Genomic DNA, 17,990 nt, shown 5'->3' with positions numbered 1-17,990 from the left:
AAAAAGAGCCTCACTATTAGCAGCAAGGCTCTTTTCTCTCTTCAATATGCTAGCCTTTTGAATAAAAACTAGTAATAAACTTCATATTACTACTTCTTATCCATTAGCAAGTAAGTAATCCATTTATTTTCAAAACGAATCTTATCTTATTCTACAGAGAAGATGAAAGAATACACTGGTTGGTTTCCAGCATGCACTTCTACTTCTGCATCTTCAAATTTCTCTTCTACAAATTCAACTAACTCCGCTACTTCTTCGTCAGTTGCATCTTCACCTTGTAGAATCGTTACGATTTCAGAATCTTCATCAATAAGCGCTTCTAGTAATTGCTTCGCAGCTCCTACTTTTTCAGCATTTGTAGATACAATTTTTCCATCTGCAATACACATGAAGTCATCTTTTTGAATTGCTACACCATCAATTTCCGTATCACGTACAGCATACGTAATTTGACCTGTTTTCACATGAGATAAAGCTTCTTGCATGTTTTCTTCATTCTCTTCTAACGTTCCAACTGGGTTAAATGCTAACATTGCTGCCATACCTTGAGGAACTGTTTTCGAACGAACAACAATAACTTCTTGATCTACAACTGATGCCGCTTGTTCTGCTGCCATTACAATATTTCCGTTATTCGGTAAAATAATGATTTTTTCAGCATTTGCTTCTTCAATTGCCTTCACGATATCCTCCGTACTTGGATTCATCGTTTGACCACCTTCGATAACTTTCGTTGCGCCGATGCTCTCAAATAAAGTTTTAATACCAGACCCCATTGCCACAGTTACGATACCATATGGTTGTTTTTCTTTCGATTGAGCTGGTTGTTCAGGAACCATAGCAGGTTCATCTAATAAAGCAGTATGCTGTTCACGCATATTTTCTACTTTGATCTTAATTAAACTACCGTATTTTTGCCCGTAGTTCATAGCGTCTCCAGGATGTTCTGCGTGGATATGAACTTTTACAATTTCATCATCAGACACAACTAGTAGAGAATCACCATATACACTAATATCTTCACGGAATTTTTGTTCAGAGAAATTATGCTCTTTCACCTTTTCAGCCTCTAATTTCACCATGAACTCCGTACAATATCCATACTTAATATCTTCTGTACTCAATTGGCTTTGTACACTACGGTGATGTTCTGCGCGTACCATCTCATTCATAGATGTTTGCGTCGGTGCATCAGAAGAAATCGTTTCTCCTTTTAAGTCAGCTAAAAATCCTTCGTATACTACTACAAGACCTTTACCACCGCTATCTACAACGCCAACTTGTTTTAATACAGGTAATAAATCTGGCGTACGATTTAACGATGCGTTTGCTTCTTTCACAACGTCTTCCATAAACAAAACAAAGTCGCGCTGTTTTTTCGCAACTGTTACTGCATATTTACCCGTTTCTCTTGCAACCGTTAAAATCGTTCCTTCAATCGGTTTCATAACCGCTTTATAAGCCGCCTCTACTCCAGCTTCTAGTGCTGCAGCAAAATCAACTGTTGTTAATTCTTCTTTTTGTTCAATGGATTTAGAGAAACCACGGAACAACTGAGATAGAATAACTCCAGAGTTACCACGAGCTCCCATTAATAATCCTTTGGCTAAACTTACGCCGACTTTACCAGCATGCTGTGAAGGATTTGCTTTCACTTCACGCGCACCTGAAGTCATAGATAAGTTCATGTTTGTACCGGTATCGCCATCTGGAACTGGAAATACGTTTAATGCATCAACAAGCTGAACATTATTTGTTAAATTATTCGCTCCTTGCATGATCATTTGTGATAAACGTTTTCCATCAATTTTTTGAATTGACACAGATTTTCCTCCTTAATGCACATTACAAGTTTATTACTTTAACTCCTTGTACGTAGATGTTTACAGAATCTACTGCTAGTCCTACAGTTTGATCTAATGTATATTTCACTTTCGTCTGCACATTATGTGCCACTTCTGAAATTTTCGTACCATAGCTCACAATAATATACATATCAATATGTACTTCATCTTCATCTTTACGAACAATAACACCTCTAGTGAAGTTTTCTTTTCGTAAAATGTCTGTTAATCCATCTTTTAACTGATTTTTTGATGCCATACCTACGATACCGTAGCAATCTACCGCGGCACCTCCAGCAATTGTTGCAATTACATCTGTACTAATATCAATTTGACCGTACTTCGTTTTAATTTCAATTGACATCTCGTTTCCCCCTTCATAAATGGTGAAAGTGAGCTAGACTACTTTAGTTACTATCATATAATCTTTTTAAAGAAAATTCCATCGTTCTTTCTTTTCACTCTCATATTTTATGTTTTAAATTACACTTTTTTATGATGAGCAAAATAGTCCATTGTTATTATACAACATGTACCACTATAATATGTCAAGCAATTTTTATGGATTTTAACTTTTCTTCATTGACATATAGTGTCAAGTAAATTTTCTTGATTTCTTTTTTCTACGGTGTTGCATTCTCTTTTTAGTTGTGTTAAATTATAGTAGTGTTTTTAGCATCGCATAAAAGACTAACATTGAAAAATTACGTATGGTAAGGTATCAAGGGAGGGAAATATAAATGGCTCGTGTTTGTGCTATTACTGGAAGAAAAGCTCGTTCTGGTAACTCTCGTTCTCACGCAATGAACGCTACAAAACGTAAGTGGGGCGCTAACCTTCAAAAAGTTCGCGTACGCATCGACGGAAAAGTTCAACGTGTTTACGTTTCTGCTAGAGCATTAAAATCTGGCAAAATCGAACGTGTTTAATAATAAAAAAAAGAGCCGATAGGCTCTTTTTTTACTATAACAATGGAAAAAGCACCGGTGATAGGTGCTTTTTTTAATCTTTTTTGAAGGTATTTAACATTGCACGAACAATTCCACCAAGAAATTTAGGTAACTTAATTGTATAAAATCTCATGGTTTCCCTCCTAATCCCCATTACTCCACTTGGTCACTATATGATGTAAGGAGCAAAATTGTTTCTTCAATCAGTGCTTCTTATCAACATTAATATGCCAGAAGTAAATGAAAAAGTACCTTTTTCCTCAACGAGTTCGTTACTAATACAAAGTGTTGATCCCCACTCTATTGTTTTATTAGTAAGAGGGTACTTAAAACCAAACAATGTAATCCCTTCCACTATTTCAGTAACTGGTACAAAAGATACATAAGGAAAATTTTTATTTTCTTCAATTATATGTGTACCCACTTTTTTAACTGTTATTTCATTTTTATTGTCCACAATACACATTTCTATCTCTACTTCTAACCCTTTTAAAAGCATTTGTATATTTGCCAAACCGTGATCAAGTCTTCCACCGGTAGCACCAAAAATACGAATTAGTGCCGGCTTCTGTCCTAATGCCCAGTTGATTGCAATTTCTAAATCCGTTTGATCTTTTTCCCGCGGAACAATATGTAATTCGTTCGTTTGCTGTCCCATCCATACTAATTCTTCTTCAGTAACTGAATCGTAATCTCCAAACGCAACAGCCGGGGTAATCCCTTTCTTTAATAGACGGTATACTCCCCTATCAACCGCAGCCCACACTACTTCCTCATTCTCATATCGAGCAAAATCTGCGCAATATTCCGAAGGTCCTCCTGCCAAAATATGAATAATCATTTTTTCTTCCCCTTCCATTGTAAAAAGGCAATCTGCCATTCGGTAGATTGCCTTTTTACATATTTTTACCCTATCCTATGAATACCTTACTAGGATAAAAGTTCATCACTACCCACGAATTACGCGAATTGCTTCACCGCGGTCTTTTTGATTGTATACTGCTGATCCAGCTACAAGTACATTTGCTCCTGCTTCCACACAAAGTCTTGCTGTTTCAGCATTTACACCACCATCAACTTCAATTTCTACTTCTAGATTGCGCTCTTTCACCATGTCTGCAACTTGTTTAATTTTCGGTAATACAGAATGGATAAACTTCTGTCCACCAAATCCAGGGTTTACTGTCATAAGTAATACCATATCTATATCTTCTAATACATGCTCAATCACTGAAACTGGCGTATGTGGATTTAATACAACACCCGCTTTAATACCGTGAGATTTAATTAACTGAATTGTACGATGTAGATGTGGACACGCCTCTACGTGAACAGTAATAATATCCGCTCCCGCTTGTGCGAAAGTCGGGATATAGTTATCAGGATTTTCAATCATTAAATGTACATCTAATGGTAATGATGTAATTGGACGGATAGCTTCTACAATTAATGGTCCAATCGTAATATTTGGTACGAAATGTCCATCCATTACGTCAACGTGAATGTAATCCGCTCCGCCCTTTTCTACATCTTTAATCTCTTCCCCTAATTTTGAAAAATCTGCTGATAAAATCGATGGTGCAATTTTAATCATAACTAATACCTCGGCTTTCTCTCTCTAATTTCTTCTACGAATTGTTTATAGTTCTTATAGCGATATTCTGTAATCTTCCCTTCTTCAACCGCAGCTTTCACTGCACATTTCGGTTCAGAAAGATGTGTACACCCTCTAAATTTACAGTATTGGCTCGCTTCTTTCAACTCTGGAAAACAATATGTAAGATCTTCTACTTCTATATCAATGAAATCTAGTGAACTAAAACCCGGTGTATCTGCTACTAGTCCACTCCCAATTGCAATTAATTCTACGTGTCTTGTCGTATGCTTCCCGCGTCCTAAATGGGAGGAAATATCATTTGTTTTCAGCTCTAATTCTGGACGTAGCACATTAAGCATTGAAGATTTCCCAACACCAGATTGACCCGCAACGACAGAAACACAATTTTCTAAGTATGGTTTTAATATATCAATACTTTCTGACGTATTAATAGAAGTAAATAAAACATCATAACCCATCTCACGATAATCATTCGCATAAGCTTCAACAGTTGCTTTCATCTTTTCATCTACTAAATCCATCTTGCTAATACAAATAATTGGCTTAATGTTATGATATTCAATCAGCACTAAAAATCGATCTAACAGTCCAGGATTAAAATCTGGTTCTACTGCAGAGAACACAAGGATCGCTTGATCGACATTAGCAATAGGAGGTCTAACAAGTTCATTTTTTCGATCAAACACTTCAAGCACATAACCTTCAGTTGGATTATCTGCCTGAAAAACAACTTGGTCTCCTACAAGTGGTGTAATTTTATTTTTTCTAAATACACCTCGCCCACGACATTGCGTAACCCCTTCTTCATGCTGCACGTAATAAAACCCACTTAAAGCTTTTATAATTTTTCCTTCTGGCATAGAATTCTCCTTTTTTTGTATAAGGTGATGCTGAATTTAAAAATGAATGGATTTAAATTTTCCAAATAACGATTTCAAAACCTACCATATATACTTTCGCTAATATACATTAAATTTCCCATTAAATGCAAAAAAATATTTACAGCTGCATCACTTTACTAGCTTTTTGAATCATATATTTTTGCCTGCTATACCGTCCACTTTGTAGACAGCATAACAGGCAATAATAATAATAATAATAATAATAAGTAGACTTTCACTATTATTGAGTTGGATATGGTACTTCTTTATCAATAATCGTTACTCCATCTCGTACAATTTTATAGTGTCCCTTTGAACCTTCTTGAATTACAAATTCTAAAGAAATAGTCGCTGATTCAGTAATTGTTCTCGTTTCAACCGGTCTATCCATTTTTTGCTGCATGTCTTCTTTATAAATTTCTATTGTTTGCGGCTTTTTTTCACCTGTTACAGCAGGCTCATATGGGATAGAGATATTGTCCACTTTTACCGTTTTAGTCACTTTAGGCTTTTGACCATCAGAGATAATAATAGTTACTTTATCTCCCTCTTTTAATGGTGTACCTGGTTTTGGAAATTGCGAAATTACAAGTCCTTTTTCGACTGAATCTGAATACTCTCGTTTTATATCTGACGTTAGTTTTCTCTCATTCAAATAACCAGTTACACTATTTTCAGTCCACCCCGAAAAGTCACCTGGTCTAATTTGATAAGGACCTTTACTTACCCAGATTTTCAGTTCTTGCTCCGCTTCTATAACCATTTGATCAGGCGTCGGAATTTGCTCTACAATTTCACCTTTCGGCTTATCATTTTCAATATAATTTACTGTAACTTGTTTATATTTTTCTTCTAACTCAGCTTTTACACTCTCAAAGTTTTGCCCTGTGAAATTCGCCATCTTACTTTTCTTTTTTCCACCTGATTGATAGATAGTAATTTTAGCGTTTTCTTTTACGACTCTTCCTGCTACAGGTTCCGTTTTTATTACATCCCCAACTTCAATATCATCTGTATATACAATATTAGGCTCCGTCACCTCAAAGCCCTTTTCTACTAACGTATTTACAGCTGTCGTGTATTTCATACCAGCCACATCAGGAACTTTCACATCTTTCGGAATAAATAATCCTGGAATAACCGTAAGCGCTAATGTTATTCCTATTGCTAAAAATAAAAATGTTGAAATTAAAACTTTAAGCCACTTGTTACTCCGTTTTTTCTTCTTATCTAATTCAGCTGCTTCTGCTCTTATCGGTTCTTCCACTTTACTCCCTTTTAAAACAATCGTTTCATCACTTACATTTTCAAATAATTGTTCTTGTTGAATAATCGGAATCGCTTTCGTCGCTTCCATATCTTCTGGTATGTAAAATGGTTGCTCATTTATCCTCTCTGGATATAGCGCAGTTTCAATATCTCGCTTCATAGCATTGGCAGATTGATATCGATGGAAAGGATCTTTTGCAGTTGCCTTTAATATAATATTTTCAACACTTTGCGGAATATTTTCATTCCATCTTTTTGGTGATGGGATTTCACTTTGTAAATGTTTTAAAGCTATAGCAACAGCAGATTCGCCAGAAAACGGTTGTCTTCCTGTTAACAATTCAAACATAACTATTCCAAGAGAATAAATATCCGATTGTTTATTTGCTATCCCGCCACGTGCCTGTTCTGGTGATAAATAATGGACTGAACCCAGTACTGAATTTGTATGTGTAATTGTTGTTGCACTTGTAGCTGTCGCAATTCCAAAATCTGTTACTTTTATTATTCCATCAGCTCGAATTAAAATATTGTGCGGCTTTATATCACGATGCACAATTTCAAAATGATGGGCGTGTGCCATGGCGGATGTTAACTGCTCCATAATATCAAGAGCTTCTCCTATAGGTAACATACCTCGCTCAATTATGTATTGCTTCAATGTTTGCCCGGGTACATATTCCATGACAAGATAATATATACCATCTTCTTCTCCGACATCATACATATTCACAATATTTGGATGCGACAACGTTGTAACAGACTGCGCTTCTCGATGGAAACGTTTAATAAACTCTTCGTTATTTGAGTAGTCGAGTCTTAATATTTTTACCGCTACATCTCGGCCAAGTATATCATCATGAGCTAAATATACATTGGCCATTCCGCCACCACCAATCATTTTCAGCAGCTTATAACGGTCATTTAAGCGTTTTCCAATCAGCACGTTGCACTTCACCTACTTTCGTTTGTCGAACCCGCATAATCAATAAGAACAAGTGTGATATTATCTTCTCCACCGCGATCATTCGCCAATTGAATGAGACGCTGCCCTTTACCTTCAAGCTGTTCATTTAACTGTAAAATTTGTTGCATATCATCAATAGAAACTTTGTTTGATAACCCATCAGAGCAAAGAAGTAATTGATCATCTTCCTCAAGCACCAACGTTTTAACATCTAATCCAACTTTTTCTTCTGTTCCTAGCGCTCTTAATAACACATTCTTTTTCGGATGATACTCTGCATCTTCCTTTGAAATTTCACCATGTCTCACAAGCTCATTTACAAGCGAATGATCTTCCGTTACAAGCGTCATTTCTCCTTCTGATACCATATAGCAACGACTATCTCCTATATGCCCTATCGTCACAAAACTTGGTGTACAAACAGCTATTATAAGCGTTGTTCCCATACCATTACATTCTACATTTTGCTGAGCGTATTCATATATGCGCTCATTAATAATCCCAACACTAGTATGTAACCATTGTTCTACTTTTTTCGGTTCATTCATATTATGCGTTTGCTTCCAATAATCATGGAATAATTGAATGGCCATCGAGCTAGCTACATCACCAGCTCGATGACCTCCCATTCCATCTGCTACTACCGCTAAAACATTTCCATCTAAATTGTGAAAAACTCCTGCACTATCTTCATTATGTTGACGAACTTTTCCTTTATCCGATAGAAATACGGCTTTCATCTCGTCACCTCGTCTCTTCTTTGCGCTCCTTCGCACGCAACTGACCGCAGGCTGCGTCAATATCATGACCTTGTTCACGGCGAATCGTTACATTCACTCCACGATCTTTTAACGTTTTCTCGAACAAGAAAATTTGCTCACGTGGTGTACGTACATAATCACGTTCAGGTACGTAGTTTACCGGGATTAAGTTTACATGACATTTTACACCTTTTAAGAGCGCAGCAAGCTCTTCAGCGTGCTCAACTTGGTCATTTTCTCCTCCAAATAATCCATATTCAAAAGTAATACGGCGCCCTGTTCTATTTACATAGTATTTAATAGCTTCCATTAAATCCGGTAATTTATAAGCACGGTTAATCGGCATTAATTTTGAACGTAATTCTGAGTTTGGAGCATGCAATGAAATCGCAAAATTAATTTGTAGTTCTTCTTCAGCAAACTTATAAATTTTCGGGATAATTCCACTCGTCGAAACAGTCATATGTCTAGCACCAATATGAAGTCCTTTTTCATGGTTAGTGATGCGTAAGAATCCCATTAAATTATCGTAGTTATCAAATGGTTCTCCAATTCCCATAACAACAAGAGAACTTACACGTTCTTCTGTTTCATCAAGCGCACGCTGAACTTCTACTACTTGCGCTACGATTTCTCCAGCTTCTAGGTTTCGTTTTAGTCCACCAAGTGTCGAAGCACAGAACGTACATCCAATACGACAACCAACTTGCGTTGTTACACAAATGGAATTTCCATATTCATGTCGCATTAATACCGTTTCAATAGAATATCCGTCATATAATTGGAATAAGAATTTAATCGTTCCATCTGAAGACGTTTGTTTTACTAACGTGTTTAAAGTAGTAATATCAAAGGAATTCGACAATTTATCACGCAATCCTTTAGAAAGGTTTGACATATCCTCATAATTTTTTACACGTTTTTTATATAGCCAGTCAAAAATTTGTCCAGCGCGGAACTTCGGTTCTCCTTGTTCCTTTAACCAATCTTGCATTTCATGAAGTTGTAAAGAGTAAATTGATGGTTTCTTCGTTTCTACATTTTTCTTTTGTTTTCTTACAGTTGTTTCCATGATGCTACACCTTCTTCCTTAAACAAGCAATATAAAAGCCATCCGTTGCAAAATAATGCGGTAAAATTTGTACTTGACCTTCATTAATATACGGACTTAATTTTTCTGGCATACGTTCTTTTATCGTAGTATCCCATTCAAATTCAGGATGTTCTTTTAAAAATTTATCTATTACTTGTTCATTTTCTATTTTCTCAATTGTGCACGTACTATAAACAAGACGACCGCCTTGTTTTAATAATGGTGCTATTTTTTCTAGTATCGCAAGTTGAATCGTCGATAATCTTTCACTATCGCCTTTATCTTTTCCTAACTTAATATCAGGCTTACGTCTAATTACACCAAATCCAGAACACGGTGCATCTACCAATATTTTATCAAACGTTTCATTTGCAAAGTGCTCTTGCACTTTTCTAGCATCTAGCGCTTTTGTTTCAACATTTTCTAGACCAAGTCGCTCTGCTTGCTGTTTAATTAAACGTACTTTGTGTGCATGTAAATCAAGGGACATGACCTTACCAGTTCCCTTTAATCGTTCCGCGATATGCGTTGTTTTTCCGCCTGGAGCAGCACAACTATCAAGAACTGCATCTCCCGTATTCGGTTCTAAAGCGCGTGCTACAAGCATAGAACTTTCATCTTGAATAGAAAGAAATCCTTTTTTAAACGCTTCTGTATGCGCTACATTTCCTCTTTCAATCTGAATTGCATCATCTGACAAGTCACCACGTTTTGCTTCTATACCTTCACTTGCCAACAACTCAATCGCTTCTTCTACCATTACCTTATCAACATTCACACGTGCTGTTGGTACAGGTGGTAACATGTTTACTTCGCACATTTTCTCTGCAGTTTCTAAGCCATATGCAGAAGTCCACTCTTGTACAAGCCAAACTGGATGACTCGTCGCAATTGCAAGACGTTCTACTGGATCCTTGATTTCATCTACAGAAGGTACACCTTCTCTCTGAATCGAACGTAATACACCGTTCACCATACCAGCAATTCCTTTATGCCCGCGACGCTTTGCAATCTCAACCGCTTCATGAATAGCCGCTCTTTCTGGCACTCGGTCTAAATAAATCATTTGATATAAAGATAAGCGAAGCAATACCCTTACCCACGCCTCAACCTTCTTTTTTAAAAAAGGCTGTAAATAATAATCTAATGTGTCACGACGTTGAATCGTTCCATATACAATTTCAGTTAATAAACCAATATCTTTTCTATCAATTGCACTTTTTTCAATTAGATTATTTAAAAGTAAGTTGCTATATGCACCACTTTTTTCCACTTGAATTAAACCATCAAGAGCTAATTCACGAACATTTTGTCTCATGCATTTTCTCCTAACTTCGTTCCAATTTCAGGTTTTGTTCCACGTAAAAATTGTGAACAACTCATACGCTTTTTACCAGAAGGTTGCAATTCAGTAATTTTAATACCTGTTTCATTACTAGTTGCTACAACAAAACCATCTTCTTCGATTGCAACAATCGTACCTGCTTCAGCCGGTTCAGTTACAGGCACTTTTTCTCCCCACCATACTTTAACAACTTGTCCTGCTAAAGTTGTATAAGCAACTGGCCATGGATTCAATCCGCGAATGTGATTGTATACTTCCTCACCTGTTTTTGTCCAATCAATTTTCTCTTGTTCACGTTTTATATTGTAAGCAAACGTTACTTCTTCTTCGTTTTGTTTAATCGGTTCTAACTTACCTTGAATTAATAAAGGTACTGTTTTAGATAGAAGGTGTGCTCCAGCTTCACTTAATTTATCAAATAATGAGCCTGTCGTTTCACGCTCTTCAATTTCCACTTCCACTTGCGTTAAGATATCACCAGCATCCAATTTTTCTACCATATACATAATTGTAATACCAGTTTTTTCTTTACCTTCCATAATTGCATAATGAATTGGTGCACCACCACGAAGTTCAGGAAGTAAAGAAGCGTGGACATTAATACATCCATACTTCGGTGCTTCTAAAATTTCATTTGGTACAATCTGACCAAATGCAGCTGTTACAATTAAATCTGGCTCTAATGCCAATACTTTTTCATATTCATCTTTTTCACGAATTTTTAACGGCTGTAACACAGGGATACCATGTTTTTCCGCTTCAACTTTAACAGGTGTAGGTGTTAATACTTTTTTTCTACCTACTGGACGATCAGGTTGCGTCACAACACCTACTACCTCATAGCCATCTTCAATAAGACGACGAAGCACCGGCACTGAAAAGTCCGGTGTTCCCATAAACACTACTTTTATCATTTAAAAACCGCTCCTTTTAACACCTATTCTAGTTCGTTTTCTTCATAATATCTTGTCACTTTCGATGTAAATAAAACACCGTGTAAATGATCGATTTCATGTTGAATTGCACGCGCTAAAAATCCTTCCGCTTCTAATAAAAATACTTTCCCACGGCGATTTTGCGCTCTTACTTTAATATAATCGGCACGTTCTACTTCACCATAAAGTCCCGGGAAGCTTAAACAGCCTTCGGGACCTACTTGTTCACCACGTTTTTCTAATATTGATGGATTGATTAACTCGATTTTCCCAGTATCATCATCGACATCAACAACCGCTACTTGCAAGCTTACACCTACTTGAGGCGCAGCTAAACCGACTCCGTCCGCAATTAACATTGTTTCATGCATATCTTTCAACAATTTCACTAACTTTTTATCAAAGTTAATTACTCTTTCGCATGGTGTTTCTAACACTTCATTTGGATGCTTGATTATTTCTAAAACTGCCATATTTCCCTCCGCTACATTAACATTGTTGGATTAAAATCAATTGAGATTTGTAGCTCTTTTTGCATTTCTGCTTGATAATGTTCATTTACCATTTTGAGCACGTTCTTTAAGTTTGGTTCCCGTTTGTATTTTATCATGCATTGATAACGATATCTATCTTTTATCCTTGGAATTGCTGAAGCAACTGGTCCTAACACCATTGTTTGCTGTGAGCAATGCGTTCGTAAATACGAGGCAATTTTTTCCGTCACTTGCACCGCTTTTAATAATTCAGGATGAGATACAGTTACAAGTACAACATAGTAATATGGGGGATATTGTCTTGTTCGCCTCATTTGCATTTCTTGGTCAAAAAACACATCATATTGTTGGTTCTTCGCTAACTCTATACTGTAATGTTCTGGCGTATATGTTTGAATCACAACTTCCCCTGGCAATTCATGTCTACCCGCTCGTCCACTTACTTGCGTCAATAACTGATATGTCTTTTCACTTGCCCGAAAATCAGGTAAGTGAAGCATCGTATCTGCAGTTAAAACCCCAACAAGAGTTACTTTCGGAAAATCTAATCCTTTAGCAATCATTTGTGTTCCAAGTAGTATATCTGCTTTTTCTTCCCCAAACGCCTTTAATAATTTTTCATGCATTCCTTTTCGACTTGTCGTATCTACATCCATTCGAATGACTCGCGCCTCTGGAAATAGTTTTGTAATTTCTTCTTCTACCTTTTGTGTACCTGTACCAAAGAAACGAATGTATGTACTTTGACAAGCTGGACACTCAGTTGGCATATTCTCTTCGTAACTACAATAATGACATTTTAAACGATGATTCATTTTATGATATGTCAATGAAATATCACAATGCGGACATTGTACAACATACCCACAATCACGGCACATAACAAATGTAGAATGACCTCTTCTATTTAAAAAGAGTACCATTTGTTCTTTCTTTTCTAATCGATCTGCTATTTTTTCATGCAGCGCCTTAGAAAACATTGATCGATTCCCGTCACGAAGTTCTTCTCGCATGTCAACAATCTCTACCGTTGGTAAAGCTTGTTCATTCATACGTCTTTCCATTGTTAGTAGTTTATAAACACCTTTTTTCGCCCTTGCAAACGATTCAAGTGTTGGTGTCGCACTACCAAGAACGATAGGACATTTATGATATTGCCCTCTCCAGACAGCTACATCTCTTGCATGATACCTCGGATTATCTTCTTGTTTGTAACTTGATTCATGCTCTTCATCAATAATAATAATCCCTAAATTCTCAAAAGGCGCAAAAACGGCTGAACGCGCACCAACTACAACTTTCACTTCTTTTCTTAAAATCTTACGCCACTCGTCATACTTTTCTCCAACAGACAACGCACTATGAAGAACTGCAACTTGCGAGCCAAACCTACCTTTAAAACGATCCACCATTTGGGGCGTTAGTGCAATTTCAGGAACAAGAACGATAGCTTCTTTTCCTTTCTCAAGCACTGCTGCTATAGATTGTAAATATACTTCTGTCTTTCCACTTCCTGTAACACCATATAGTAAAAATGGATTATAAGTTTCATTTGTAATTGATGATAAAATCGGTGTAATAACTTGTTTTTGTTCCTCCGTAAGTGGAAATGGTTTCGTTTGTTCAAAATCATCATCGTCATACGGATTTCGGTATACTTCCACATACTTTTCTGAAATGAAGCCCTTTTTAACAAGTGCTTTTATTGGAGCATCTGTTATTTGTAACTCTTCTGTAATTATTTTCAACGGTACACTTTTATAATTTTCCACAAAATAATAAAGTACATCTTGTTGTTTTTTACTTTTCAGTTCAAATGCCGCTAATTCCAATTTATCTTCTGGCAACTCCGGCTGAACAACTCTTTGCTTCTTCTTTTGTACTTTATCTTTCACTTGATAAACGACTTCAACCGTACCATTTTTAATTTCTTGTTGAATAGTCCGGTATAAATGTGGCTGCTGCTCGATTACTTCAAAATCAATTGCTTCTTTATCCTGAAATAAATATAGTATTTCAGATGCTATTTCTTCCTGTTTACAAAGTTGTAGACGTTTTTTATACGTTGCTTTTATCGCAGTTGGAAGCATCACTTGAAAAGCTGAAATCATGTAGCATAACGTTTCACTTGTAAGCCAATATCCAAGCTTTAATAATTCATCATTTAAAACCGGTGTTACATCTAATATTTCATGGATTGTCTTTAACTTCTTACTTTCTACATCCACCGAATCTTTAATCCCAATAATAAAACCTTGTAATTTCCTTGGCCCAAACGGAACTACTACACGCATTCCTGTCTGTACAATATCTTCCCATTTTTCAGGGATAATGTAATCAAATGGTCGATCTGTCTGACGGGCAGGTACATCAACAATTACACTTGCAAATTTCATAAACGATCATCTTCTAACATCATTTCAATTTGCTTTAATATTTCACGAGCTACCTCTTTTTTCAGTAAAAGTGGTAACTCAATAACTTTTCCATCTTTTCTATACATTGTTACAATATTCGTATCCGTGCCAAATCCAGCTCCTTGCGCTTTTACATCATTCGCGACAATCATATCTGCATTTTTCTCACGTAGTTTTTTCGTTGCATATTCCTCTACATTTGTCGTTTCAGCAGCAAAACCGATAAGTAACTGTTTATCCTTTTTCTGACCTAACGTTTTTAAAATATCCACCGTTCTTTCGAGTTCAATGACAGCATCACCATTTTGCTTTTTCATTTTATTATCATGAACATATTTCGGACGATAATCTGCAACTGCTGCTGTTTTAATGACAACGTCTACGTTTTGATAATGTTGAAGAACTGCTTCTAACATATCTTGTGCAGATTCCACTTGCACTGTCGTTACATGTAACGGTGGATTTAATGCTGTCGGTCCTGAAACGAGTATAACATCAGCGCCTAAATTCGCCGCCACTTCTGCAATCGCATACCCCATTTTTCCAGAAGAAAAATTCGTCATAAAACGAACTGGATCAACTTTTTCACGTGTTGGGCCAGCAGTTATTAATATTCTTTTTCCCTGCAATGGTTTGTGTTCTGAGAAAGCTTCCTCTAACCGTGCAATAATCGCTTCAGGTTCTTCTAGTCGTCCCTTCGCTACATATCCACATGCTAAAAAGCCTTCCCCAGGCTCAATAAATGTATATCCTAGCGTTTTCAATGTCATCATATTTTTTTGAACAATTTTATTTTCATACATATGCACATTCATAGCAGGCGCAATCCATACCGGGGCTGTAGTAGCTAACAGAGTAGTTGTAATCATATCATCTGCAATACCACCAGCTAACTTTCCAATACAATTGGCAGTAGCAGGTGCGACAAGTACAACATCCGCCCAATCTGCTAAATCAATATGAGCAATAACAGCCGAGTCTTTCTCATCAAACGTATCCGTATATACATCATGGCGAGAAAGCGCTTGGAATGTAAGAGGCGTAACAAACTTCATTGCCGACTCACTCATCATTACTTTTACAATCGCGCCAGATTGTGTCAATTTACTCGTTAACGCAGCTGCTTTAAAAACCGCAATGCCTCCTGTTACACATAGAAGTATCTTTTTCCCTTTTAGCATATGACTCGTCCTCTTTCTTTTTCAAACTTATAATACTGAAATAGAATTCCCAGCTCGTCAGTACCAATATTTCATTCCTTTCGTAAAAAAATAACAACCTACTTGTAAATAGGTTGTTACCGTTACATAGAAAATTATAAAGTCTATGTTTTATTTTGTCGAAGGCAAAGGCTTATTCAGCTACTTTATCTTCACTTGGTACGTAGCTTAATGCTTCTGCATCGATTTCTTCTAATGCTTTACCTACACATTTATGAGAAACAGGTTGCTCTACAACACAGTTATTAGCAAGTTGCATTTCACGTGCGCGTTTTGCAGCCACTGTTACTAATGTGTACTTAGAATCGATTTTTTGTAGTAATGAGTCAATTGATGGATTTAACATAATTATAGACCCTCCGTCATTTCTTTATAATATTTTGCTACCCTTTCGCGGCGGCAATGTTCGCCAACCACAATCGCTTTAATTCTATCACAAGCTAATTCAACTTGATCGTTTTCTACTACATAGTCGTAAGCGTCCATCATCTCGATTTCTTCTTTCGCTACAGTTAAACGATTTTCAATAACATCTTCAGTCTCTGTACCACGTCCGACAATACGGCTCTTTAGTTCAGATAAACTTGGAGGTGCTAAGAAAATAAATACACCTTCTGGGAAAGCTTTCTTAACTTGAATTGCTCCTTGCACTTCAATTTCTAAGAATACATCTTTTCCTTCTTGTAATGTTTTTTCAACATAGTCAATTGGTGTTCCGTAATAATTACCTACGAACTCAGCCCACTCAAGTAATCTTTCATTACGAATCATTTCCTCAAATTCTTCTCTTTCTTTAAAGAAATAATCCACACCATCTACTTCACCTTCACGCGGCTTACGTGTCGTTACTGAAATAGAGTACTGAAAACGTGTATCCTCATGGCTAAACAGCTCTTTACGAACCGTTCCTTTTCCAACCCCAGAAGGCCCTGAAAGAACGATGAGCAATCCTCTTCTACTTCTCATAAATATGTAAAACCTACCCTTCCTCACTTAAATCTTCTTTATTATTCAAACGATGTGCAATCGTCTCTGGTTGAATTGGACTTAATACAACATGCCCATCATCCATAACAATAACCGCCCTTGTTTTTCTCCCATACGTAGCATCAAGCAAAGCATTATGTTCGCGTGCTTCTTGTACTGTTCGTTTAATAGGAGCTGACTCCGGACTTACAATAGCAATAATTCGATGAGCAGATACAATATTTCCGTATCCAATATTTAAAAACCGCATGGCCATAGTTTGCGCCTCCTAGTAAGTCTATCCGATTTCTCCACCACGTATAACTTTATATATTTTTTGAAAGCTACTCAATATTTTGTACTTGTTCACGAATTTTTTCAAGGTTATTTTTCATTTCTACAACATATTTTGAAATTGTTAAGTCATTTGCCTTAGAACCAATCGTATTAATTTCTCTATGCATCTCTTGCACGATGAAATCCATTTTCCTTCCAACAGGCTCTTCAATCTGCAATGTTTCACGAAATTGCTCTAAATGACTTTGCAAACGAACTAACTCTTCATGAATATCACAACGCTCTGCAAAGATTGCGACTTCTGTTAGCAATCTTTGTTCATCTAACTCTTGATTATGTAATTCTTTTAAGCGATTTTCTAATCGTTCACGATATTTTTGTGTAACAATTGGTGCATGTGGAATAATTGCATTTACACAATTGCTAATCTCTTGTAAACGATACGCTATATCTTTATGTAATCGTTCTCCTTCGTCATCTCTCATCGTTTTCAACATATGAGCAGCTTGACGAACAGCCTCATATAAACTGTTCTCAAAATGTTCATTTACATTTTCTATTTCTTCAATTGCTGTTACTTCTGGCATTGCCATTAATTGCTCGAGTGTAATAGAATCTTGTAATTGAAACTTTCCTTTTATATCTTCCATCATCGATTGGTACTGCTCAAGAAGTGACCAATTCACACTTAATTTTCTTTCAACAAGTCCTTCACCTGCTATACTAATAGACACTTCAATGCGTCCACGTCGAACTTGCTGTGCAATTATTTTACGAATTTTGTCCTCAAATACCATCATTTGCTTAGGAAGTCGAATACTCATCTCTAAAAAACGGTGGTTCACCGATTTCATTTCTACTGTAATTTGAAAAGTATCACTTTCTACTTTCGATCTTCCAAACCCTGTCATACTAGAAATCATTTTTATCACA

At 36.5% G+C, this 17,990-nt stretch carries 19 protein-coding genes; 1 reads left to right on the top strand and 18 read right to left on the bottom strand.

Annotated elements, in window-relative coordinates:
- Positions 1–146 precede the first annotated feature (146 nt).
- Together BM089_RS14480 and BM089_RS14475 are read right to left on the bottom strand one after the other, a co-directional pair.
- Positions 147–1,823 carry a DAK2 domain-containing protein gene (locus tag BM089_RS14480; RefSeq protein WP_000027131.1) on the bottom strand — a complete coding sequence of 559 codons (1,677 nt, stop codon included), beginning with the start codon at positions 1,821–1,823 and terminating at the stop codon, positions 147–149.
- A 22-nt stretch (positions 1,824–1,845) separates the two neighbouring features.
- Positions 1,846–2,208: an Asp23/Gls24 family envelope stress response protein gene (locus BM089_RS14475; RefSeq protein ID WP_000021109.1), complete on the bottom strand. Its 363-nt coding sequence runs from the start codon at positions 2,206–2,208 to the stop codon at positions 1,846–1,848.
- Positions 2,209–2,584: 376 nt separating this feature from the next.
- Here BM089_RS14475 and rpmB point away from each other — a divergent pair, with 376 nt between their 5' ends.
- Positions 2,585–2,773 carry a 50S ribosomal protein L28 gene (rpmB, locus tag BM089_RS14470; protein WP_000124776.1) on the top strand — a complete coding sequence of 63 codons (189 nt, stop codon included), beginning with the start codon at positions 2,585–2,587 and terminating at the stop codon, positions 2,771–2,773.
- A gap of 73 nt (positions 2,774–2,846) precedes the next feature.
- Here the strand turns inward: rpmB and spoVM are convergent, their stop codons facing one another.
- From spoVM to BM089_RS14390, 16 genes are all read right to left on the bottom strand, one after another.
- Positions 2,847–2,927 carry a stage V sporulation protein SpoVM gene (gene spoVM / locus BM089_RS14465; protein WP_001213599.1) on the bottom strand — a complete coding sequence of 27 codons (81 nt, stop codon included), beginning with the start codon at positions 2,925–2,927 and terminating at the stop codon, positions 2,847–2,849.
- Positions 2,928–2,993: 66 nt separating this feature from the next.
- Positions 2,994–3,674, bottom strand: coding sequence for a thiamine diphosphokinase (locus tag BM089_RS14460; protein ID WP_000752665.1), 681 nt, complete (start codon positions 3,672–3,674; stop codon positions 2,994–2,996).
- 69 nt (positions 3,675–3,743) lie between these two features.
- Positions 3,744–4,388 carry a ribulose-phosphate 3-epimerase gene (gene rpe, locus BM089_RS14455; protein WP_000589974.1) on the bottom strand — a complete coding sequence of 215 codons (645 nt, stop codon included), beginning with the start codon at positions 4,386–4,388 and terminating at the stop codon, positions 3,744–3,746.
- Between the two features lie 2 nt (positions 4,389–4,390).
- Positions 4,391–5,272 (bottom strand): ribosome small subunit-dependent GTPase A, encoded by an 882-nt coding sequence (gene rsgA / locus BM089_RS14450; protein WP_001113932.1) that lies wholly within the window; start codon positions 5,270–5,272, stop codon positions 4,391–4,393.
- Between the two features lie 262 nt (positions 5,273–5,534).
- Complete coding sequence (gene pknB / locus BM089_RS14445; protein ID WP_000904746.1) at positions 5,535–7,508, bottom strand: Stk1 family PASTA domain-containing Ser/Thr kinase; 1,974 nt, start codon at positions 7,506–7,508, stop codon at positions 5,535–5,537.
- 8 nt (positions 7,509–7,516) lie between these two features.
- Positions 7,517–8,269 (bottom strand): Stp1/IreP family PP2C-type Ser/Thr phosphatase, encoded by a 753-nt coding sequence (locus tag BM089_RS14440; protein WP_000648708.1) that lies wholly within the window; start codon positions 8,267–8,269, stop codon positions 7,517–7,519.
- A 4-nt stretch (positions 8,270–8,273) separates the two neighbouring features.
- A complete protein-coding gene (gene rlmN / locus BM089_RS14435) occupies positions 8,274–9,362 on the bottom strand; it encodes a dual-specificity RNA methyltransferase RlmN (protein WP_000450550.1) in 1,089 nt (362 codons plus the stop codon).
- A gap of 4 nt (positions 9,363–9,366) precedes the next feature.
- Positions 9,367–10,701, bottom strand: a complete 1,335-nt coding sequence (gene rsmB, locus BM089_RS14430; RefSeq protein ID WP_090977187.1) for a 16S rRNA (cytosine(967)-C(5))-methyltransferase RsmB — start codon at positions 10,699–10,701, stop codon at positions 9,367–9,369.
- The gene (gene fmt, locus BM089_RS14425) at positions 10,698–11,642 is read right to left on the bottom strand and encodes a methionyl-tRNA formyltransferase (protein ID WP_090977186.1); all 945 of its coding nucleotides are present in this window, start codon (positions 11,640–11,642) and stop codon (positions 10,698–10,700) included. Before fmt ends, rsmB begins: the two co-directional genes overlap by 4 nt.
- Before the next feature lie 23 nt (positions 11,643–11,665).
- Positions 11,666–12,136: a peptide deformylase gene (gene def / locus BM089_RS14420; protein WP_000279455.1), complete on the bottom strand. Its 471-nt coding sequence runs from the start codon at positions 12,134–12,136 to the stop codon at positions 11,666–11,668.
- Between the two features lie 11 nt (positions 12,137–12,147).
- Complete coding sequence (gene priA, locus BM089_RS14415) at positions 12,148–14,553, bottom strand: primosomal protein N' (protein WP_090977185.1); 2,406 nt, start codon at positions 14,551–14,553, stop codon at positions 12,148–12,150.
- A complete protein-coding gene (coaBC, locus tag BM089_RS14410; RefSeq protein ID WP_000911748.1) occupies positions 14,550–15,755 on the bottom strand; it encodes a bifunctional phosphopantothenoylcysteine decarboxylase/phosphopantothenate--cysteine ligase CoaBC in 1,206 nt (401 codons plus the stop codon). Before coaBC ends, priA begins: the two co-directional genes overlap by 4 nt.
- Positions 15,756–15,927: 172 nt before the next feature.
- On the bottom strand, positions 15,928–16,140 hold the full coding sequence (gene rpoZ / locus BM089_RS14405; protein ID WP_000933961.1) for a DNA-directed RNA polymerase subunit omega: 213 nt from the start codon (positions 16,138–16,140) through the stop codon (positions 15,928–15,930).
- A 2-nt stretch (positions 16,141–16,142) separates the two neighbouring features.
- Complete coding sequence (gene gmk, locus BM089_RS14400) at positions 16,143–16,760, bottom strand: guanylate kinase (RefSeq protein WP_001257742.1); 618 nt, start codon at positions 16,758–16,760, stop codon at positions 16,143–16,145.
- Between the two features lie 13 nt (positions 16,761–16,773).
- On the bottom strand, positions 16,774–17,037 hold the full coding sequence (locus BM089_RS14395) for an extracellular matrix/biofilm regulator RemA (RefSeq protein ID WP_001251456.1): 264 nt from the start codon (positions 17,035–17,037) through the stop codon (positions 16,774–16,776).
- Between the two features lie 67 nt (positions 17,038–17,104).
- Positions 17,105–17,980 (bottom strand): YicC/YloC family endoribonuclease, encoded by an 876-nt coding sequence (locus BM089_RS14390; RefSeq protein WP_000625865.1) that lies wholly within the window; start codon positions 17,978–17,980, stop codon positions 17,105–17,107.
- Positions 17,981–17,990: the final 10 nt, after the last annotated feature.

The organism is Bacillus sp. 5mfcol3.1, assembly GCF_900114335.1.
Classification (GTDB): Bacteria; Bacillota; Bacilli; order Bacillales; family Bacillaceae_G; genus Bacillus_A; species Bacillus_A thuringiensis_S.
The sequence above is the reverse complement of the archived record's forward strand: the minus strand, read 5'-3'. Positions and strand labels throughout refer to the sequence as shown.